The 18057-nt window shown below is 70.4% G+C and carries 13 protein-coding genes; 12 read left to right on the top strand and 1 reads right to left on the bottom strand.

Annotated features, from left to right (window positions below; genetic code table 11):
- Window positions 1-23: 23 nt before the first annotated feature.
- The 10 genes from mrdA (at window position 24) to P3H78_RS02500 (ending at window position 12759) form a co-directional block, all read left to right on the top strand.
- Window positions 24-2276 (top strand): penicillin-binding protein 2, encoded by a 2253-nt coding sequence (gene mrdA, locus P3H78_RS02540; protein ID WP_276107048.1) that lies wholly within the window; start codon window positions 24-26, stop codon window positions 2274-2276.
- Window positions 2273-3472: a rod shape-determining protein RodA gene (gene rodA, locus P3H78_RS02535; protein ID WP_276107047.1), complete on the top strand. Its 1200-nt coding sequence runs from the start codon at window positions 2273-2275 to the stop codon at window positions 3470-3472. Before mrdA ends, rodA begins: the two co-directional genes overlap by 4 nt.
- Before the next feature lie 429 nt (window positions 3473-3901).
- Window positions 3902-4417, top strand: coding sequence for a hypothetical protein (locus tag P3H78_RS02530; protein WP_276107046.1), 516 nt, complete (start codon window positions 3902-3904; stop codon window positions 4415-4417).
- Between the two features lie 4 nt (window positions 4418-4421).
- The gene (locus P3H78_RS02525) at window positions 4422-5450 is read left to right on the top strand and encodes a COG1361 family protein (RefSeq protein WP_276107045.1); all 1029 of its coding nucleotides are present in this window, start codon (window positions 4422-4424) and stop codon (window positions 5448-5450) included.
- A gap of 365 nt (window positions 5451-5815) precedes the next feature.
- The gene (locus P3H78_RS02520) at window positions 5816-6526 is read left to right on the top strand and encodes a hypothetical protein (protein ID WP_276107044.1); all 711 of its coding nucleotides are present in this window, start codon (window positions 5816-5818) and stop codon (window positions 6524-6526) included.
- Window positions 6527-6827: 301 nt separating this feature from the next.
- Entirely contained in the window at window positions 6828-8327 is a 1500-nt protein-coding gene (locus P3H78_RS02515) for a CYTH and CHAD domain-containing protein (protein ID WP_276107043.1), read from the top strand.
- A 72-nt stretch (window positions 8328-8399) separates the two neighbouring features.
- Window positions 8400-10379: a TIGR03960 family B12-binding radical SAM protein gene (locus P3H78_RS02510; RefSeq protein ID WP_276107042.1), complete on the top strand. Its 1980-nt coding sequence runs from the start codon at window positions 8400-8402 to the stop codon at window positions 10377-10379.
- A 355-nt stretch (window positions 10380-10734) separates the two neighbouring features.
- Window positions 10735-11181 (top strand): replication initiator, encoded by a 447-nt coding sequence (locus P3H78_RS33270; protein WP_313884377.1) that lies wholly within the window; start codon window positions 10735-10737, stop codon window positions 11179-11181.
- A 373-nt stretch (window positions 11182-11554) separates the two neighbouring features.
- Window positions 11555-12442: a hypothetical protein gene (locus P3H78_RS02505; RefSeq protein ID WP_276107041.1), complete on the top strand. Its 888-nt coding sequence runs from the start codon at window positions 11555-11557 to the stop codon at window positions 12440-12442.
- A gap of 44 nt (window positions 12443-12486) precedes the next feature.
- Window positions 12487-12759 (top strand): hypothetical protein, encoded by a 273-nt coding sequence (locus P3H78_RS02500; protein WP_276107040.1) that lies wholly within the window; start codon window positions 12487-12489, stop codon window positions 12757-12759.
- A gap of 112 nt (window positions 12760-12871) precedes the next feature.
- On the opposite strand, the gene P3H78_RS02495 is transcribed toward P3H78_RS02500, so the two are convergent.
- Window positions 12872-13069, bottom strand: a complete 198-nt coding sequence (locus tag P3H78_RS02495; RefSeq protein WP_313884376.1) for a hypothetical protein — start codon at window positions 13067-13069, stop codon at window positions 12872-12874.
- 984 nt (window positions 13070-14053) lie between these two features.
- On the opposite strand from P3H78_RS02495, the gene P3H78_RS02490 reads away from it, so the two are divergent.
- Both P3H78_RS02490 and P3H78_RS02485 read left to right on the top strand, forming a co-directional pair.
- A complete protein-coding gene (locus P3H78_RS02490; RefSeq protein ID WP_276107039.1) occupies window positions 14054-16204 on the top strand; it encodes a SpoIIE family protein phosphatase in 2151 nt (716 codons plus the stop codon).
- 299 nt (window positions 16205-16503) lie between these two features.
- Window positions 16504-18033: an MFS transporter gene (locus P3H78_RS02485; RefSeq protein ID WP_276107038.1), complete on the top strand. Its 1530-nt coding sequence runs from the start codon at window positions 16504-16506 to the stop codon at window positions 18031-18033.
- Window positions 18034-18057: the final 24 nt, after the last annotated feature.

Below are 18057 nucleotides of genomic sequence, written 5' to 3'. Positions count from 1 at the left end.
CCGTGAAGGAATGGGCTCGGCCCATGACTAACATCCCGGAGACCGGACGGACCCCGCGCGTCCAGACCCGGCTCGTCGTCATCCAGATCCTCGTCCTCTCCCTCCTGGGCACCCTCGGCGGGAGACTCTGGTACCTGCAGATCCGCAACGGCGCCCAGTACCAGAAGGAGGCGTCGGGCAACCACGTCCAGCAGGTCGTCCAGCCCGCCGTGCGCGGCTCGATCCTCGACGCCCGCGGTGTCGCGCTCGCCGACAACGAGACCCGGCTGGTCGTCTCCGCCTCCCGCACCGACCTGCTGAAGCAGAAGGACGACGGCAAGGCGGTGCTGGCCAAGCTCGCCGGCGTCCTCGGGATGAACCCCGAGGACGTCGCGCAGAAGGTCCGGCTGTGCGACGCCAAGACCCCGCAGCCCTGCTGGAACGGTTCCCCTTACCAGCCCATCCCCATCACGGACAAGGCCACCCCGCGGCAGGCCCTGCAGATCCGCGAGCGCTCCGAGGACTTCCCCGGCATCACCGCCGAACCGGAGGCCGTGCGCCGCTACGGCGGCCCCGGCAAGTCCAACACCGCCCAGGTCCTCGGCTACCTCTCGCCCGTCACCGACAGCGAGATCCAGCAGGCCAAGGACACCGACTCGCCCTACCTGCGCTCCGACATGGTGGGCCGCTCCGGCCTGGAGCGGCAGTACGACCGGGAGCTGCGCGGCAAGGCCGGTGTCACCCGGTACGAGGTCGACAACCTCGGCCGGGTGATCGGCAAGGCCCAGTCCGACGCCGCCCAGTCCGGCTCCAGCCTCGTCACCAGCATCGACGCCCGCGTCCAGCGGGTCGCCGAGTACCAGCTGAACGACGCGATGACGAAGGCCCGCCAGCAGTTCGACGACATCACCGGCGAGAACTACAAGGCCGACTCCGGAGCGGTCGTGGTCATGGAGGCCAAGACCGGCCGGATCGTCGCCATGGCGTCCGCCCCGACCTACGACCCGAACGTCTGGGTCGGCGGCATCTCCGCCAAGGACTACAACGCGCTCACCGGGAAGAACTCCGACTACCCGCTGCTCAACCGCGCCATCCAGGGCCAGTCCGCACCCGGCTCGACCTTCAAGGTCGTCTCCACGGCCGCCGCCGTCCAGGCCGGCTACGACTTCAACGGCAACTACCCCTGCACCAGCTCCTACTCGGTCGGCGGTCAGGTCTTCAAGAACTTCGAGGGGGAGAACTTCGGCCCCATCTCCCTCGGCCGCGCCCTGGAGGTCTCCTGCGACACCGTCTTCTACGGCCTCGCGGACAACCAGTGGAAGAAGGACGGAGGCATCAACCCGAAGAAGGGCCAGCCCAAGGACTACTTCTTCAAGACCGCCCACCAGTTCGGCCTCGGCAAGCCGACCGGCCTCGACCTGCCCAACGAGGTCGGCGGCCGCGTCCCCGACCGCCAGTGGAAGCTGGACTACTGGAAGGCCAACAAGGACGGCTGGTGCAAGACCGGCAAGAAGGACGGCAGTTACGTCGAGAAGATCGCCTACGAGAACTGCCTCGAGGGCAACAAGATGCGTGAGGGCGACGCGATCAACTACTCCATCGGGCAGGGCGACACCCTCGTCACCCCGATCCAGGAGGCGATGATCTACGGCGCCATCTCCAACGGCGGCACCCTCCACGTCCCCACCATCGGCAAGGCGATCATCAGCCCCGACGGCAAGCACGTCACCGAGATCCAGCCGAAGGCCCGCGGTCGGCTGCCCATCACCCCGGCCACCCGCAACATGATGGACCAGGCCCTCGCCGGCGTGGCCACCCGCGGTACCGCCGCCTGGAAGTTCTCCGGCTGGCCGCAGGACAAGATCCCGCTGCACGCCAAGACCGGTACCGCCGAGGTCTACGGCAAGCAGACCACGTCCTGGCTGGCCACCTACACCAAGGACTACTCGGTCATCATGACCATCGCCCAGGCCGGTACCGGATCCGGTGCCTCCGGCGAGGCGGTCCGCAACATCTACAGCGCCCTCTACGGCGTCCAGGGCGACGGCTCGGTCGACAACAAGAAGGCCCTGCTGCCCACCCCGCAGAAGGACCTCCCGAAGGTCCAGCCGGACGGCACCATCGCCGCCCCGAAGATCCCCCAGGACCCGGCCGAGGACCAGAAGGCCGACCAGGCCGGCGGCGACGGCTCCCAGGGCGACCAGCAGCAGCCGGCCACCAGCCCGTCGCCCACGGCCGGCAACCGCAACACCCGGCGGCGTACGCGCCGGCCCAGGAGCCGGAGGACCCCCGCATGACCGGCGCGAACAGCTTCTCCGTCCCCGGCTACGGGCCCGAGCGGGCCGGATGGACCCGGGTCTTCGCCCGCGACTCCGTCGCCCGCCGGCTCGACTGGCCGATACTGCTGTCGGCGATCGCGCTGTCCGGCATCGGCTCGGCCCTGGTCTTCTCCGCCACCCGCAACCGCACCGAGATCAACCAGGGCGACCCGTACTACTTCCTGCTCCGGCACCTGATGAACACCGGCATCGGGCTCGCCCTGATGCTCGGCACCGTCTGGCTCGGCCACCGCGCCCTGCGCAACGCCGTGCCGATCCTCTACGGCCTGTCCGTCCTCGGCATCCTGCTGGTGCTCACCCCGCTCGGCTCCACCGTCAACGGCGCCCACTCGTGGATCGTGCTGGGCGGCGGCTTCTCGCTCCAGCCGTCCGAGTTCGTCAAGATCACGATCATCCTGGGCATGGCGATGCTGCTCGCCGCCCGGGTCGACGCCGGAGACAAGAAGTACCCCGACCACCGCACCGTCCTGCAGTCCCTGGGCCTGGCCTCCGTCCCCGTCATGATCGTGCTGCTGATGCCCGACCTCGGGTCGGTCATGGTCATGGTGGTCATCATCCTCGGCGTGCTCCTCGCCTCCGGCGCCTCCAACCGCTGGATCTTCGGCTTGATCACCGCGGGCGCGCTCGGCGCGCTCGCGGTGTGGCAGCTGCACATCCTGGACCAGTACCAGATCGCCCGCTTCGCGGCCTTCGCCAACCCCCGCCTCGACCCCGCGGGCGTCGGCTACAACACCAACCAGGCCCGCATCGCCATCGGCTCCGGCGGCCTCACCGGCGCGGGCCTCTTCCACGGCTCGCAGACCACCGGCCAGTTCGTGCCCGAGCAGCAGACCGACTTCGTCTTCACCGTCGCCGGGGAGGAACTCGGCTTCCTCGGCGCCGGACTGATCATCGTGCTGCTCGGCGTGGTGCTGTGGCGCGCCTGCCGCATCGCCCGCGAGACCACCGAGCTCTACGGCACCATCGTCGCCGCCGGAATCGTCGCCTGGTTCGCCTTCCAGGCCTTCGAGAACGTCGGCATGACCCTCGGCATCATGCCGGTCACCGGCCTGCCCCTGCCGTTCGTCTCCTACGGCGGCTCGTCCATGTTCGCCGTCTGGGTCGCCGTGGGACTGCTCCAGTCCATCCACGTGCAGCGGCCCATGTCCGCCTAGACGACCAACTACGAGGGGTGCCTGGGGAGACGAGTTCCAAGGGGTGCCTGCGGAGATGGGAACGAGGGCGTGACGTGAGGGGCTCGATCTGGTGCGGGCGCTCGGCCGCGTTCGCGGCGCAGCGGGCGGACCTCGGACAGTGCGTCGTCCGGGCTCCTGCCGGCGCCGCCGCGCGGGGCGGTGACGGCGGCTTCGACGACCGCGAGGTCGCGGTGCGGGCTCGACTTCCCGTGGGTCGGCGACGCCCCGCGGCGCATCGCCCAGGACGGGCCGGGCTTCGCTCCGGCTGAAATGTGGTCATTCGTCTGGTGGAGTGCGGCGCGCGTCGGCTTGTGCGAGCAGGCAGCGCCCGATTGTCTGCGTCACGTCAGCCAGCATGTCCGCTGTCAGCCAGGATGCCGCTGGCGGGCGGCTACTTCGGGAGTCACCGTGCGCGCACGAATCCTGTCTGTCGCGGCCGCAGCCGCTGCTCTCGTCCTGGTCCGGCCGGGCCCCGTCGTCGCGGCGTCCGACCCCGGCACCACCGTCACGTTCGCCGTCAGGTCCGGCGCACTGACGCTGTCGGTACCGGCCAGCGCCAACCTCGGCGCGGGAGCGCCCGGCACCGTGATCAGCGCACCGATCGGTCCCGTGACCGTCACCGACGATCGCGCCCTCCTCTCGGCCTCCTGGACGGTGACCGCGGCGGAGACGGACTTCACGAGCAGTGCGTCGACGGTGCCCGCCACCAGCGCCACCTACGCGGCCGGGACGGTGACGACGACCGGTACCATCACCGCCACCACGACGGACGTGACGCTGAGCAACTCCGGGCAGGTGGTGGTCACCGGGAGCGCCGGTGTCGGAGACAACACCGCGACCTGGAACCCGACCGTCGCCGTCGCCGTGCCCGCCGGCGCGGTCGGCGGGGCCTACACCGGAACGCTGACCCAGTCCGTTGCCTGACGGAATGAAGGGTGCGCCCCGTTACTGGATCCTCCTGCTGGCGCTGGCCTTCGTGCAGGCGGCCGGGGTCGCGCCGGCGGCGGGTCAGGGGGCGCCCGGGGCGTCCTCCGCCCGGGGCCCGGCTGCGGGCAGAACCATCGGTATCAAGCTGCTCGACGCCCCGGAAAGTCGTCGCGCCGATCCCCGGGCGCACGCCTACATCGTCGACCACGTCGCTCCCGGCGCGACCATCGAGCGGCGGGTGGAGGTCACCAACGAGTCGTCCGGACCGATGCACGTCGACGTCTACGCCGCGGCGGCCACCATCGCGAAGGGGAGGTTCACCTTCGCGCCGGAGCGCACCCCCGACGAGCTGACCGGCTGGACGTCCCTCGATACGACGGGCCTTGAGCTGGCGGCCTCCGAAACGGCGCGGGTACGCACCACCGTCCGGGTGCCGAGGGACGCCGCCGCCGGGGAGCGGTACGGCGTCATCTGGGCGCAGACGGGCACCTCCACGGACCGCTCGCACACCATGACGATGCTGGGCCGGGTGGGCGTCCGCATGTACATCGACGTCGGCCCCGGTGGTGAGCCACCCTCGGACTTCAAGATCGAGCGGCTCTATCCGACCCGAGCCCGCGACGGGCGGGCGGAGGTGCGCGCCAGGATCCACAACACGGGGGGCCGTGCCCTGGACATCAGCGGGGCACTCTCCCTCTTCGGCGGGCCGGGCGGACTGCGCGCCGGACCGTTCTCGGCCAGGACGGGCACCACACTGGCTCCGGGCGACCTCGCGGAGACGGTCGTCCCGCTGGACGCACGACTGCCGGACGGCCCGTGGACCGCGGCGTTCACGCTCAAGAGCGGCCTGGTCGCGCACACCACGCGCGCCACCCTCACCTTCCCGGCGACTCCCGGGAGCACCGGAGCGGTCGCTGCGTCGGCCGCCCGGCAAGGGCGCTTCCCCACCCCTGTGGCCGCCGGGCTCTCCGCCCTCGTCCTCGCCGCTCTGTGCCTTCTGCCGTCCAGGTTCCTCAGGCGCCGCCGGTGACCGCTCCGGCCGAGTCCCGACCCCGCAGCCGACGGATCTGCTCCGTGGCCGACGCACGACGGCCGTCGCCGAGCCCGTCACCGCTCCTTGTGCGCCGGCGTCGTCGCCGCCGCTCCGACCTCGGCGCACCACTGGCCCACCCACTGTGTGCGTCGAGCCCCGTGTGCTCGCCGCGGTCCCGTCGTGTCATCTGCGCGGGCCCACGCACGGATTGCGTAAAGTGATCCTCATGTCACGATGAGTGTCCACAGCTTGTTGTCGACGGTTTGGAAGCGGAGATGTCGATGTTCAGGCAGGGGAGAGGGCGGGCTGGAGCAAGCCGCGGCACGGGGGGCACGGGCGGCGTGCTCCGACGGTGGCGGAGGGTGCGGGCCCGCACGTCGAGCGCGGCCGTGACGGCCGGGCCGGCCGTCACGGCGATCGTCCTGGTCACAGCCTGGACCGCCACGGTTCAGCGCGCCTACGACGCCCAGGTCGGCGACAGGGCGGTGCCGGTGATCGACACCTTCACCACCACCGGCCTCGCCGAACCCAGGGGCACTGCCACCACCGACCCCGAACGCACCGACACCACCGGCAGTACCGGCCTCGCCTTCACGGTCGTCCCCGTCAGCCGCCCCTCCCTGACCATCACCAAGAGCCACGCGGGCACCTTCACCCGGGGCGAGGGCGGCGTGTACACCATCACTGTGGGCAACGCCACCGCGGCCGCCCCGACCAACGGCACCGCGGTCACCGTCCACGACGCCCTCCCCGCAGGTCTTCGGGCCGACAGGATCACCGGCAGGGGATGGCACTGCACTCCGGCCACCCTCACCTGCACCCGCAGCGACGTCCTGCCCGCCGGGCACAGCTACCCGCCCGTCACCCTGAAGGTCGACGTCTCCTGCAACGCCCGTGCACGGGTCACCAACACCGCTACCGTCACCGGAGGCGGTGACACCACCACCCACACCGCCACCGACACCACCACGATCAAGCACCACGGGCACGACGGCCACGGCCACCACGGTGAGGGGCACGACGGCGACGGGCACGACGGGCGTCACGACCACTGCGATCGCCACGACCAGTGACAGCACCCGGCCCGCGTGGACGGGGCGGAAGGCGTGACAGACGCTTGAGGGCGGCCCGTTCCGAGGGGAAGCGTCCGCAGGCGGTGGCGGCCCTGCGGCAGCGGGCGTCCAAGGGCTCGATGGCGCTGGTGGTGCACGCGCTTCCACGAACGGCTCGTCCTTCACCCCCGTGGACCTGATCAGCCGGCTCCTTGCGGCCCGCACCGGCCCCGCCCGCCCACCTGGCCGGTCCGGGCCGGTCGGCGGGCGGAGGCCGCCCGGCCCCCTGCCGCCACGGCCGCCCTGCCACTAGATTCAGGTCATGGCGGACGTGAAGCGCGAGATCGAGCGGAAGTACGAGGCCGGGGCCGGCGGCCTGCCCGACCTGACCCGCGTCGGCGGGGTCGCGGCGGTCCTCGACCGGGGCGTCGCCGTGCTCGACGCCGTCTACTACGACACCGCCGACGAACGCCTCGCCGCCGCCGGACTCACCCTGCGCCGCCGCACCGGCGGCTCCGACGCGGGCTGGCACCTCAAGTTCCCGGTCGCCCCCGGCGTACGCGACGAGATCCGCGCCCCCCTGACCGACACCGTCCCCGACGACCTCGCCGGACTCGTCCGCTCCCGGGTCCGCAGCGCCGAGCTGCTGCCCCTGGTCCGGCTGCGCTCCGAACGCGACGTCCGCCACCTCGTCGACGCCGACGGCGCCCTCCTCGCCGAGGTCAGCGCCGACTCCGTCCGGGCCGAGCGGCTCACCGGCGACGGCGGCACCGCCCGGTGGACCGAGATCGAGGTCGAACTGGCCGACGGCGGCGACCCGGCGTTCCTCGACCGTGTGGAGAAACGGCTGCGCAAGGCGGGCGTCCACCCCTCCGCGGCCCCCTCCAAGCTCGCCCGTGCCCTCGAGGAGACCGCCCCGGCCCGCCGCCCCCGCACCGAGCCGCCCGCCCCCGCCACCGCCGGCGACCACGTCCTCGCCTACCTCCGCGCCCAGCGCGACGCCCTCGTCGCCCTCGACCCCGCCGTCCGCCGCGACGTACCCGACTCCGTGCACCGGATGCGCGTCGCCACCCGCCGGCTGCGCAGCACCTTCCGCACCTTCCGCACCGTCCTCGACCCCGACACCACCGGCCCGGTCGCCGACGGGCTGAAGTGGCTGGCCGACGCGCTGGGCCTGGACCGCGACCAGGAGGTCCTCGCCGAACGCCTGACGGCCGCCGCCGACGGCCTCCCTCCCGCCCTGCTCCTCGGCCCCGTGCACCGGCGCCTCACCGCCTGGTCGGGCGCCCGCCACGGCAGCGCCCGCGGCCACCTGCTCGGCGTCCTGGACTCCGCCCGCTACCTGGGCCTGCTCGACGCCCTGGACGCCCTGCTGGCCGACCCGCCGCTCACGAAGAAGGCCGGCCGCAAGCCCCGGAAGGTGATCGCCGCCGCCGTGCGCAAGGACCTCGGCCAGGTCGCCCGCCTGATCGCCGAGGCCCAGGACCGGCCGCCCGGCGAGCAGCGCGACCTGGCCCTCCACGAGGCCCGCAAGAAGGCCAAGCGCACCCGCTACGCCGCCGAGGCCGCCACCGGTGCCCTCGGCACCCCCGCCCGCTCCCTGACCGCCTCCATGAAGTCCCTGACCACCCTGCTCGGCGACCACCAGGACAGCGTCATGGCGCGCCGCGTCCTGCGCGAGCTGTCCGCGGTGGCGCACGCGGCGGGGGAGAACACCTTCTCCTACGGGCTGCTGTACGGCAGGGAGGAGGCACGCGCGGCGGCCGTGGAGGCCGAGCTGCCGATCCGGTGGAAGCAGGCCGGCGCCGGGGCGGCCCTCTGACCCCGTACGGCGCAGTCCCCCGGGCGGGTTACGCTAGATGGTCACCCCTGTCAGCTCACGAAGGTCCGCGAGATGCCTGCCGAAGCCGCCGAGACTGTCGAGTCTGTGTTTCCGCAGCTCGAAGCACTGCTCCCGCATGTGCAGAAGCCCATCCAGTACGTCGGCGGAGAGCTCAACTCCACGGTCAAGCCCTGGGAGTCCTGCGACGTCCGCTGGGCACTGATGTACCCCGACGCCTACGAGGTCGGGCTGCCCAACCAGGGCGTCATGATCCTCTACGAGGTGCTCAACGAGCAGGAGGGCGTCCTCGCCGAGCGCACCTACAGCGTGTGGCCCGACCTGGAGGAACTGATGCGGGAGCACGCCGTCCCGCAGTTCACCGTGGACAGCCACCGCCCGGTGAAGGCCTTCGACGTCTTCGGCCTGAGCTTCTCCACCGAGCTGGGCTACACCAACATGCTCGCGGCGCTGGACCTGGCCGGCATCCCGCTGGAGTCCCGGGACCGCACGATCGACGACCCGATCGTCCTGGCCGGCGGCCACGCGGCCTTCAACCCCGAGCCGATCGCCGACTTCATCGACGCGGCGATCATCGGCGACGGCGAGCAGGCCGTGCTCGACATGACCCGCATCATCCGGGAGTGGAAGGCCGAGGGCCGCCCCGGAGGCCGCGAGGAGGTCCTCTTCCGCCTGGCGAGGACCGGCGGGGTGTACGTCCCGGCGTTCTACGACGTGGAGTACCTGCCCGACGGCCGCATCGGCCGCGTCGTCCCGACCCGGTCGGGCGTCCCGTGGCGGGTGTCGAAGCACACCGTCATGGACCTCGACGAGTGGCCCTACCCCAAGCAGCCCCTCGTGCCGCTGGCCGAGACGGTCCACGAGCGGATGTCGGTGGAGATCTTCCGCGGCTGCACCCGCGGCTGCCGCTTCTGCCAGGCCGGCATGATCACCCGCCCGGTCCGCGAGCGCTCCATCACCGGCATCGGCGAGATGGTGGACAAGGGCCTGAAGGCGACCGGCTTCGAGGAGGTCGGCCTGCTGTCCCTGTCCTCCGCGGACCACAGCGAGATCGGCGACGTCGCCAAGGGCCTGGCCGACCGCTACGAAGAGGACAAGATCGGCCTCTCCCTGCCCTCGACCCGTGTCGACGCCTTCAACATCGACCTGGCCAACGAGCTGACCCGCAACGGCCGCCGCTCGGGCCTCACCTTCGCCCCCGAGGGCGGCTCCGAGCGCATCCGCAAGGTCATCAACAAGATGGTCTCGGAGGAGGACCTGATCCGCACCGTCGCCACCGCCTACGGCAACGGCTGGCGCCAGGTGAAGCTGTACTTCATGTGCGGTCTGCCGACCGAGACCGACGAGGACGTCCTGCAGATCGCCGACATGGCGACGCACGTCATCCAGAAGGGCCGCGAGGTGTCGCGGTCCAACGACATCCGCTGCACGGTCTCCATCGGCGGCTTCGTCCCCAAGCCGCACACCCCCTTCCAGTGGGCCCCGCAGCTCTCCGCCGAGGAGACGGACGCCCGCCTGGAGAAGCTGCGCGACCGGATCCGCGGCGACAAGAAGTACGGCCGCTCGATCGGCTTCCGCTACCACGACGGCAAGCCCGGCATCGTCGAGGGCCTCCTCTCCCGCGGCGACCGCCGCATCGGCGCGGTGATCCGCGCGGTCTACGAGGACGGCGGCCGCTTCGACGGCTGGCGCGAGCACTTCTCCTACGACCGCTGGATGCAGTGCGCCGACAAGGCCCTCGCCCCCACCGGCGTCGACGTCGACTGGTACACCACCCGCGAGCGCGCCTACGAGGAGGTCCTCCCCTGGGACCACCTCGACTCGGGCCTCGACAAGGACTGGCTCTGGGAGGACTGGCAGGACGCCCTCGACGAGACCGAGGTCGAGGACTGCCGCTGGACGCCGTGCTTCGACTGCGGGGTGTGCCCGCAGATGGACACGGCCATACAAATCGGCCCGACCGGCAAGAAGTTGTTGCCGCTGACGGTCAAGAACGCCGGTCCGACGCCGGCTTCGAGCGGTCACACGCACTGACGTGAGCGAGACACTCGATCGGGTGATGGAGGCGCTGGCGGGGGTGAGTGAGGAGGAGGTGGCGACTGCGCTGGCTGCTGTCGGCGTTTCTGAACGTCGGCCGGCGGCCCAGAAGCGGGCCCTCTGTACGCCCCTGCCGGAGTCGGCAGGCTGCTCGCGCATTCGCTCAGAGGTGGAGTGCGTCTGAGCCCGCTGCGGTGTCGGGCGTCGATCTGCATGGGCCGGACACCAGGAGATCGACTCGACGACCGGGCCGGTATCCCGAGGGGTTCACGTCCGCGGGGCTACGCAGGTCATGCGCTTGGCCAGACGGCGCCGGCGCCGGCACTGACGCTGTGGCTGCGTACGTAGCCAAGTGCGTCACCAAAGGCGCGAGCGAGACAGGCGCCGCACCGACCACTCTCCCACTGCCCGAGCGGACGTCGAGGCTGTACCCGCCACCGAACACGTCCGCGCCCTCCTACGCACCTGCCGGCGACTCGGTGGACTGCCTGAGTTCGAGCCTCTCCGCCTCCGCGCCTGGGCTCACACCCTTGGCTACCGGGGCCACATCCTCACCAAGTCCCGCGTCTACTCCACGACGTACGCGGCACTGCGAGCGGAGCGCGCCCAGCACGCGGGTCACCTCGCCGCTCCCGACCAGGTCACCGAACAAGCGTGGCGCTACGTCGGGTCCGGACACACACCCGGCGCTGCCCTCGTAGCGGCCGGCATCGCAGACGACCTGGTGGAGTCCCGGCGGCTCCGCCTGGAAGCCAGGCGGGCGGGGAGTGAGGCCAGTGACTGTCACGCCCGAACCTGAGCCCCTATCTGCCCCCCCGGCGCCGCTCGTGGTGGTCAGCTCCAGACCCACGAGCCTGATCGAGAGCGAGATCGTGATCGTCGGTGATGACGGTGCGGAAGAGCCGTTCGACCCCGTGGGGTGGTTCGAGTGACAGGCTTCACAGAGGCCATCTCGGACGACTCCGTCGGAGCTCGATCGTTACCGAATGTCCGAAATTCCCGCATCAGGGAAGCGTCGGTTCACCATCTCATGGCCAAGTGTGGATAAAGGGACGGACTTTGCCTCGCAGATCGAGGGATATCCCCCCGTCGAAGGTTTGCGTTTGATCGTGTAGAAGTTGATCAGTTCGCGTTGACCTGCGGACCGGAACCACTCTTGGGGGAACAACTTCATGCACAGACGTGCAATAGCCGGGCTTTCCATCCTCGCCGGCGTAGCCGCCCTGACCACGACTCTGGCGCCCGCCGCGGCGGCTGACACGTCCAACACCACCGCTCCTTCGGCGGCGGTGATCGAAAGGGCGACCGGGACCGACAACCTGCTCCCGGCCGACGCGAACACGACGGCCAACGGTGCTCAGGTGACGCTGCCCGCTCGCGGTGACGAGCCCATCAAGGCGACGAAGGGCGACACGACCGTTGCCCTCACGCTGCCGGCAACCGGGGCGAAAGAGCAGTCCAGCACCAGCGGCACCGATGTCTTCGCCGGGAGCGACTCATCCGTCAGCGCGGCGGCGCAGGCGACGACCGACGGGGGGTTCCGCGCGCTGTTCACGCTCGGCGACGCCAACGCTCCCCGGCAGCAGTCGTTCACGCTCTCCCTGCCTGCCGGGGCGACCGTTCGTCAGACTGCCGAGGGCGGCCTCGTAGTCTTCAACGACGCCGGAACGATCATCGGCGGCCTGGAGACGCCGTGGGCCAAGGACGCCAACGGCAAGGCGGTGCCGACGTCCTACACCGTCGAAGGCAACACGATCACGCAGACGGTCACCCCGGACTCCGACACCGCCTTCCCGGTGGTCGCCGATCCCAAGTGGACGTGGGGGATCATCAGCGGCACCGTGTACTTCAACAAGAAGGAAACGGCCCACGTGGCCTCGAACGCGGGCTTCGTGGCCGTATTGTTCGCTGCCGCACCGCCGCCGTTCGACGCCTATGGCATCCTGAACGCCGCGAACATTTCCAGGGTTGCCTGGAACGCGGACTCCGACCACAAGTGCGTGGAGGTCAAGGTGCCCACGTTCCTTCCGTACGAATACTCCGGCGGCTACTGCAAGTAAATCGCCCGCGGAAACTCGACACCCGTAGAGAGAGGATCGAGGACATGGAATCCTTCGCAGGGCCGTCCATCCTCGTCGCGGCCGCGGCGCTGCTCCTGGCGCTGAAGTACCGCCGCCGCATGGCCGGCCAGCAGTCGCTGCGCGTCATCTCCACGGCCTCCGGCCGTATCGCCGTTGTGGTGGCCTTCCTTGTCGGCTGTGCCTGGGCGTGGTCCCAGGGGCCGTCCGTCATCAATGCCGGCGTACTGGGCCTCGGCCTGGCACTTCTGGTCGGCGCGGCCGCCGAGTTCGTCCTGGGCAGGACGGCTCGGCGCTGACACGCTGATGTTCACGTTCGGGGTCGGAATCCGTGAGGTTCCGGCCTCGAACGAGTGCTGCGGTTGCCCGAGTGTTTCCGGACGTGGCGACACCGACCGGCCCGCGACCGCGTCAGAGGAACTTCGTCGCCCCGTCGGGACGTCGGGTCGGCTGCTTCTTGCCCCGCTGATCCAGTGCATCCTGAAGGCTCTGGAACTGCTCCTCGGCGAAGATCGGATCGGCTACGCGGATCGGCTTCGCGTCGTTTCCCAGGACGATCTTCGAGCGGCGCACGCCCCCGTTGCGGTCCTCTTCCACCCGGTATCCCATGAGTGCAGGGTTCCTGAGCCGGCGGAGCATTGGTGATGCGGTCAGGCCCGGACCGCAGAGTCCGGCGCGTACGAGGATCCTTTCCCCTCGGCGCCCAGGCCGTCGTCCAGGACACCGCTGCCCGGCCCTGGAAATGCCCCGCACATCGCCTGTGAAGTGGAGTGGGTCCGAGGGCTCGTCCCAGGCTTGTGCGTGAGTGCGTGGCCATTGAGCCCCCTTCCTGATGGGAGGGGGCTCAATCGGTCTGGTGGCGTATGAGGCCGTGCCCTGGCGTTGAGGAGTCCCCTCCGCGCAAGCCGAGTCACAGGCTTGTCCACTGGTTCAGGTGCCCGCGCACGGCGCGGGCCGGCCCTTGGAGCCTCGCCCCCACACGCCTTCTGCGCAGGGGCCGGCCCCCTGGGGCCGCAGCAAACTACGGCCCCAGGAGTCGATCACCGCATGGAGCGGGCCGCGGTCAAGGCGGTGCCTCCGGCGGGGGATCGGCCGGCACCGGGATGGAGGGGGCGCCGTTCCCGACTGCGGGCCCGTAGAGGGCGTGTGCGGGGAGCTCCCATGCCGCCCGCCGTCGACCCAGGCGGAGCCCAACGGACGCGGCCCCTGGCGTCCAGGTGGTTCGTACAGTGGCACGCTCCACCTCGACGCCAGGAACCACGCCGGCTCCACGGTGTGTGGGTCGACGACGGACGGGATGGGAGCGGGGGTGAGTAGTGGGCGCAGGATGAGGCGAGGCCGATTGCAGACCCCACCTTCGCATCAGACGCCCTGCCCAAGGGGCCCACCGGCAAGATCCTCGAGCGTGACATCGGGGGCTCACGACTGAGCAGTACCCGCACATCCCCCCGTCGTTCTCCGAAAGCAATGGTCAGCCGGGGTGGGCGGCCTGTCGCGGAGAGGGCATTGATCACCGTGCCGGGCCTGCCCGTGCCTGCCTACGCTGGGGTGGAGGGGGTGCCGAGAGCGAACGACGGGACCGGTGGGATGGGCATGCCAGACGAAACACCCGGCCGCCAATGGAGAGCGGATGAGTCGGCGCGGCCCATACCGCGCGAGGCGGACCTGGCGATCCTGGATGCGCTGTTCACGCAGTCGCCGATGGGCGTGGCCGTGTTCGACACCCAACTGCGCCTGGTCCGTGCAAACCCCGCGCTGGAACGCATGCATGGTGTTCCGAACGCCGAGCTCCTCGGCCACCGACTCAGTGAAGTCCTGCCCGCGCTTGACGCCGCCGGGATCGAGAGCCGGCTCGCACGGGTCTTGGAGACGGGTCTGTCCGTCGTCGGTACGGAGCACCGTGGTCGTACACCTGCTGATCCGAGCAGGGACCACGTATGGCTGACGTCATCGTTTGCACTGACTGGACAGGACGGCCGACGTCTGGGCGTCACCGATCTGATCATGGACGTCACCGACCGTCACCGGGCCCGTGAGCGACTGGCCCTCCTCGACGAGGCCAGCACCCGCATCGGAACGACACTCGACGTCACACGCACGGCGCAGGAACTTGCCGACGTACTCGTTCCGCGCTTGGCCGACCTCACCTCGATCGACCTCCTGGACGGCGTCGTGAGGGGCGAACAAGCCCCTCCCTCCGGCGCCGGCGACAAGACGCTGCGCCTCGTGGCCCGCAAGGCCTCCCATCCGGGGTTCACTGACGGGCTCCAGCTGGTCGGGGGAGTTCAGGAGTTCGCCCCTGACTCACCCCATGCCCAGACCCTCTGCGATGGGCAGCCTCGACTGTTGCCTGCCGTCGGCCCGGACGTCGACTGGGTCCGGAACTCTCTTGACCCTCGGACTCAAGCCATGCTGACGTACGGGACCCACTCCATGATGGTGGTGCCCCTGCGCGCCAGAGACACCGTGCTCGGGCTGGCCCACCTGTACCGCACGGCGGCCCGCCCGGACGCTTTCGAGCCTGACGACCTGGTCTTCGTGCAGGAGCTGGTCGCCCGCGCCGCCGTCTGCGTGGACAACGCCCGCCGCTACACCAGCGAGCGCGCCACAGCCGTGACTCTCCAGCAGAGCATGCTTCCGCGCAGTGTCCCCGACCAGAGTGCCGTCGAGGTCGCGCACCAATACCGTCCGGCCCTCGCACACGCCGGGGGGAGCGGCTGTTGGTTCGACGTGATCCCCCTCTCCGGCGCCCGCGTGGCCCTCGCCGTCGGCGACACACCCGCCACGGGTGTCGAGGCTGTCGCCTGCATCGGGCAGATCTGCTCCACCGTACGCACGCTCGCGCAGCTCGACCTCGCCCCTGAGGAGGTGTTGGCGAGGCTCGACGACATGGTGCCGCGGCTGGTCGAACGCGAACACACGGCAGGTTCCGCAGCGATCCTGGAGAAACTCGTCGGGGCCACCTGCCTGTACGCGGTCTACGACCCCGTTTCCCGCCGCTGCGTCATGGCGAGCGCCGGACACCCTCCGCCCATCGTTGCCGACCCGGTCGGCCAGGTCCACTTCGCGGATCTGCCGTCCAGCGAGCCGCTGGGACTGGGCGATCCCGTCTTCGAGCCCCACAAGACCGAACTCGCCGAGGGCAGCACCCTCGTTCTGTACGGACAGAGCTTTCTGGCAGCCCGCAACGCAGACCAGGCACTGCAAGAACGGCTCAGCGCGCTCATCGCACAGAGCCACCTTCCGCCGGACGACATCAGCCAGGCCGTAGCCAACGCTGTCGCCCCCCACCTGGCGGCCGAGGACGACCTCGCGTTGCTCCTCGCCCGCACCCGCTCGCTCGACGCCGAGCACGTCGCCACCTGGGACCTGCCCTGCGACCCCGCCGCCGTCGCCAGCACCCGCTCGCTCACGGCACGAAGGCTCGACCAGTGGGGGCTGGGGCATCTGACCTTCACCACCGAACTCATCGTCAGCGAACTGGTCACCAACGCCATCCGCTACGGAGCCCCGCCGATCCGACTGCGACTCATTCTGGACCGGATGCTGATCTGCGAGGTCAGCGACGGCAGCGGCACCTCACCGCACATCCGGCGGGCCGCCACCGTCGATGAAGGCGGACGCGGGCTCTTCCTCGTCGCCGAATGCTCCCACCGCTGGGGAACGCGCTACGACGCCGCAGGCAAGACCATATGGGCCGAACAACCCCTCACAGAGACTCCCCCTCGCAGCGTGCAGCCGTGACAGCTGCACGACCCGTATGACCGTCTCCGACCGGGGTGTGCGGCCGGCGGCCCGGACGATCCGACCGCTTGCCCGGCCCGCCGCACCGCCCTGCTGCTGCGCTCTTCCGGCGAGGGCGCCTACTCCATCGAGCCGAGCTGTGGGCGCCGGCGCTCAGGCTTTCGGAGGCCCGGCGTCCGTAGTCCTCGTGCCCGAAGAGGCCGTGTCTTTCCGTGCGTGTCGGGCCCGGGGAAACCCGACGGCGCGCAATGGCCGGGTTAGTGTCGACCGATATGCGACGAAGCCCAGGAGGCGCTGCGGTGCCATCCGCTGAGTCACCCACCACCTCGACGCCCCTGCGGATCACCCTCGCCCTCGCCCTCGCCTTCACGGTCACCGTCGTCGATCCGCTGGTGCTCGGCCTGAATCTGCCGGAGGTGAACCGGGCTCTCCATGTGCCGCCGCAAGTCGTGGGGTTGCTCGGCGGGGCGGCGACGCTGGTGATGGCCACCTCCGTCCTCGCCGCGGGCAGGCTCGGGGACTCCATCGGGCTCAAGCGGCTGCTGATGCTGGGACTGGTCTTCGTCACGGTCGCCGACCTGCTCTCCGTTTTCTCGCCCGGCTATGGCTTCCTGCTTGCGATGCGCTTCCTGGCCGGGCTGGGGATGACCGCGCTGCTGGCAGTGCCGCTGGCCCTGCTGAAGGTGTCGGTGACGCCGGAGAAGCGGCCGGTCGCCATCGGTGGCTTGATGGCCGTTGACGTGATCCTGTGCGGGGTGATCCCCGCGTTCGCGGGCTGGGCGGTGACGGTCGTCGGCTGGCGGTTCCTGTTCCTGATCGCCCCGTTGCTGTGCTTGGTGTCGCTGTGGTTGACGTCCCGGTACGTCCCGGAGTCACCCGTCCAGCCGGGCCATCGCCTCGACGTGGTGGGTGTCACCCTGATCGGGGCGACTCTTCTGGCCCTCGTCGTCGGCCTCGCCGCGGCGCAGAACGGCATTCTCCGGCCCGAGACATGGGTGCCGTTGTTGATCAGCCCGGTCCTCGCCGCGCTCTTCGTGCTTCATGCACGCCGTACTCCGGAACCCGCCGTGGACCTGACACTGTTCCGCAGCGCACCGTTCAAGGTGGCCTTGGCGGCGACCCTCACGCTGAACTTCCTGATCGCGGGGCTCGGCATCGTCCTGGGGCAGTTCGGCAGCGTTGTGCTGTCGCTCTCACCCGAGTCCGTCGGCCTGCTGTACCTGCCCGGCACACTGCTGATTGCCGGCACCGTGATCCTGGCCGGGAGCCTGATCGGGAAGCGCAGCCCGCGACCGGTGATGATCATCGGTCTGGTGGTGATGGCGGCAAGTGGACTGCTGCTGGCGGGCACCGCCGGCCCCGCGATGGCGCTGTGGCTGCTCGTGCCGACCACATGGCTGTGCAACCTCGGGTCGGTGGTCACTTCCGCATCGGTGTCCGAGACGGTCCTCTCCCAGGCACCGCCCGGGCACTCCGGCGCGGTGGCCTCCGTCCAGATGGCCTTCGCGATGACCGGCGCCGCTCTCGGGCCCACCGTCTACGTTCTGCTTCTCAATCTCTTCTTCCAGCGGCAGTGGTTGATGGACGCGAAGTCACGCGGACTGTCGGTGGCCCGGGCCGGGCAGGCCGTGGATGCCGTGCGCAGCGGACTGGCGCAGACTCCGGGCAGCACCGTGTACGACCCCAACCTGCTCCGTCAGGCCTCAGGGCTGGACCTCGGGCTGGACTTCACCAACGGGCTACGGCTCACCATGCTGATCGTCAGCATCCTGCCGCTCGCGGTGGCGGTGCTGGCCTTCCTGCTGATGCCCCGCCGAAAGACAACATGAGCCCACCTGCGCGTTCGGCATCGG

It is taken from the genome of Streptomyces tropicalis (genome assembly GCF_029269835.1).
Classification (GTDB): Bacteria; Actinomycetota; Actinomycetes; order Streptomycetales; family Streptomycetaceae; genus Streptomyces; species Streptomyces tropicalis.
The sequence above is the reverse complement of the archived record's forward strand: the minus strand, read 5'-3'. Positions and strand labels throughout refer to the sequence as shown.

Coding starts and splice junctions, on each gene's coding strand:
- mrdA (WP_276107048.1), top strand. CDS start 24: ATGACTAACATCCCGGAGACCGGACGGACCCCGCGCGTCCAGACCCGG.
- rodA (WP_276107047.1), top strand. CDS start 2,273: ATGACCGGCGCGAACAGCTTCTCCGTCCCCGGCTACGGGCCCGAGCGG.
- P3H78_RS02525 (WP_276107045.1), top strand. CDS start 4,422: ATGAAGGGTGCGCCCCGTTACTGGATCCTCCTGCTGGCGCTGGCCTTC.
- P3H78_RS02515 (WP_276107043.1), top strand. CDS start 6,828: ATGGCGGACGTGAAGCGCGAGATCGAGCGGAAGTACGAGGCCGGGGCC.
- P3H78_RS02510 (WP_276107042.1), top strand. CDS start 8,400: ATGCCTGCCGAAGCCGCCGAGACTGTCGAGTCTGTGTTTCCGCAGCTC.
- P3H78_RS02505 (WP_276107041.1), top strand. CDS start 11,555: ATGCACAGACGTGCAATAGCCGGGCTTTCCATCCTCGCCGGCGTAGCC.
- P3H78_RS02500 (WP_276107040.1), top strand. CDS start 12,487: ATGGAATCCTTCGCAGGGCCGTCCATCCTCGTCGCGGCCGCGGCGCTG.
- P3H78_RS02495 (WP_313884376.1), bottom strand. CDS start 13,069: ATGGGATACCGGGTGGAAGAGGACCGCAACGGGGGCGTGCGCCGCTCG.
- P3H78_RS02490 (WP_276107039.1), top strand. CDS start 14,054: ATGCCAGACGAAACACCCGGCCGCCAATGGAGAGCGGATGAGTCGGCG.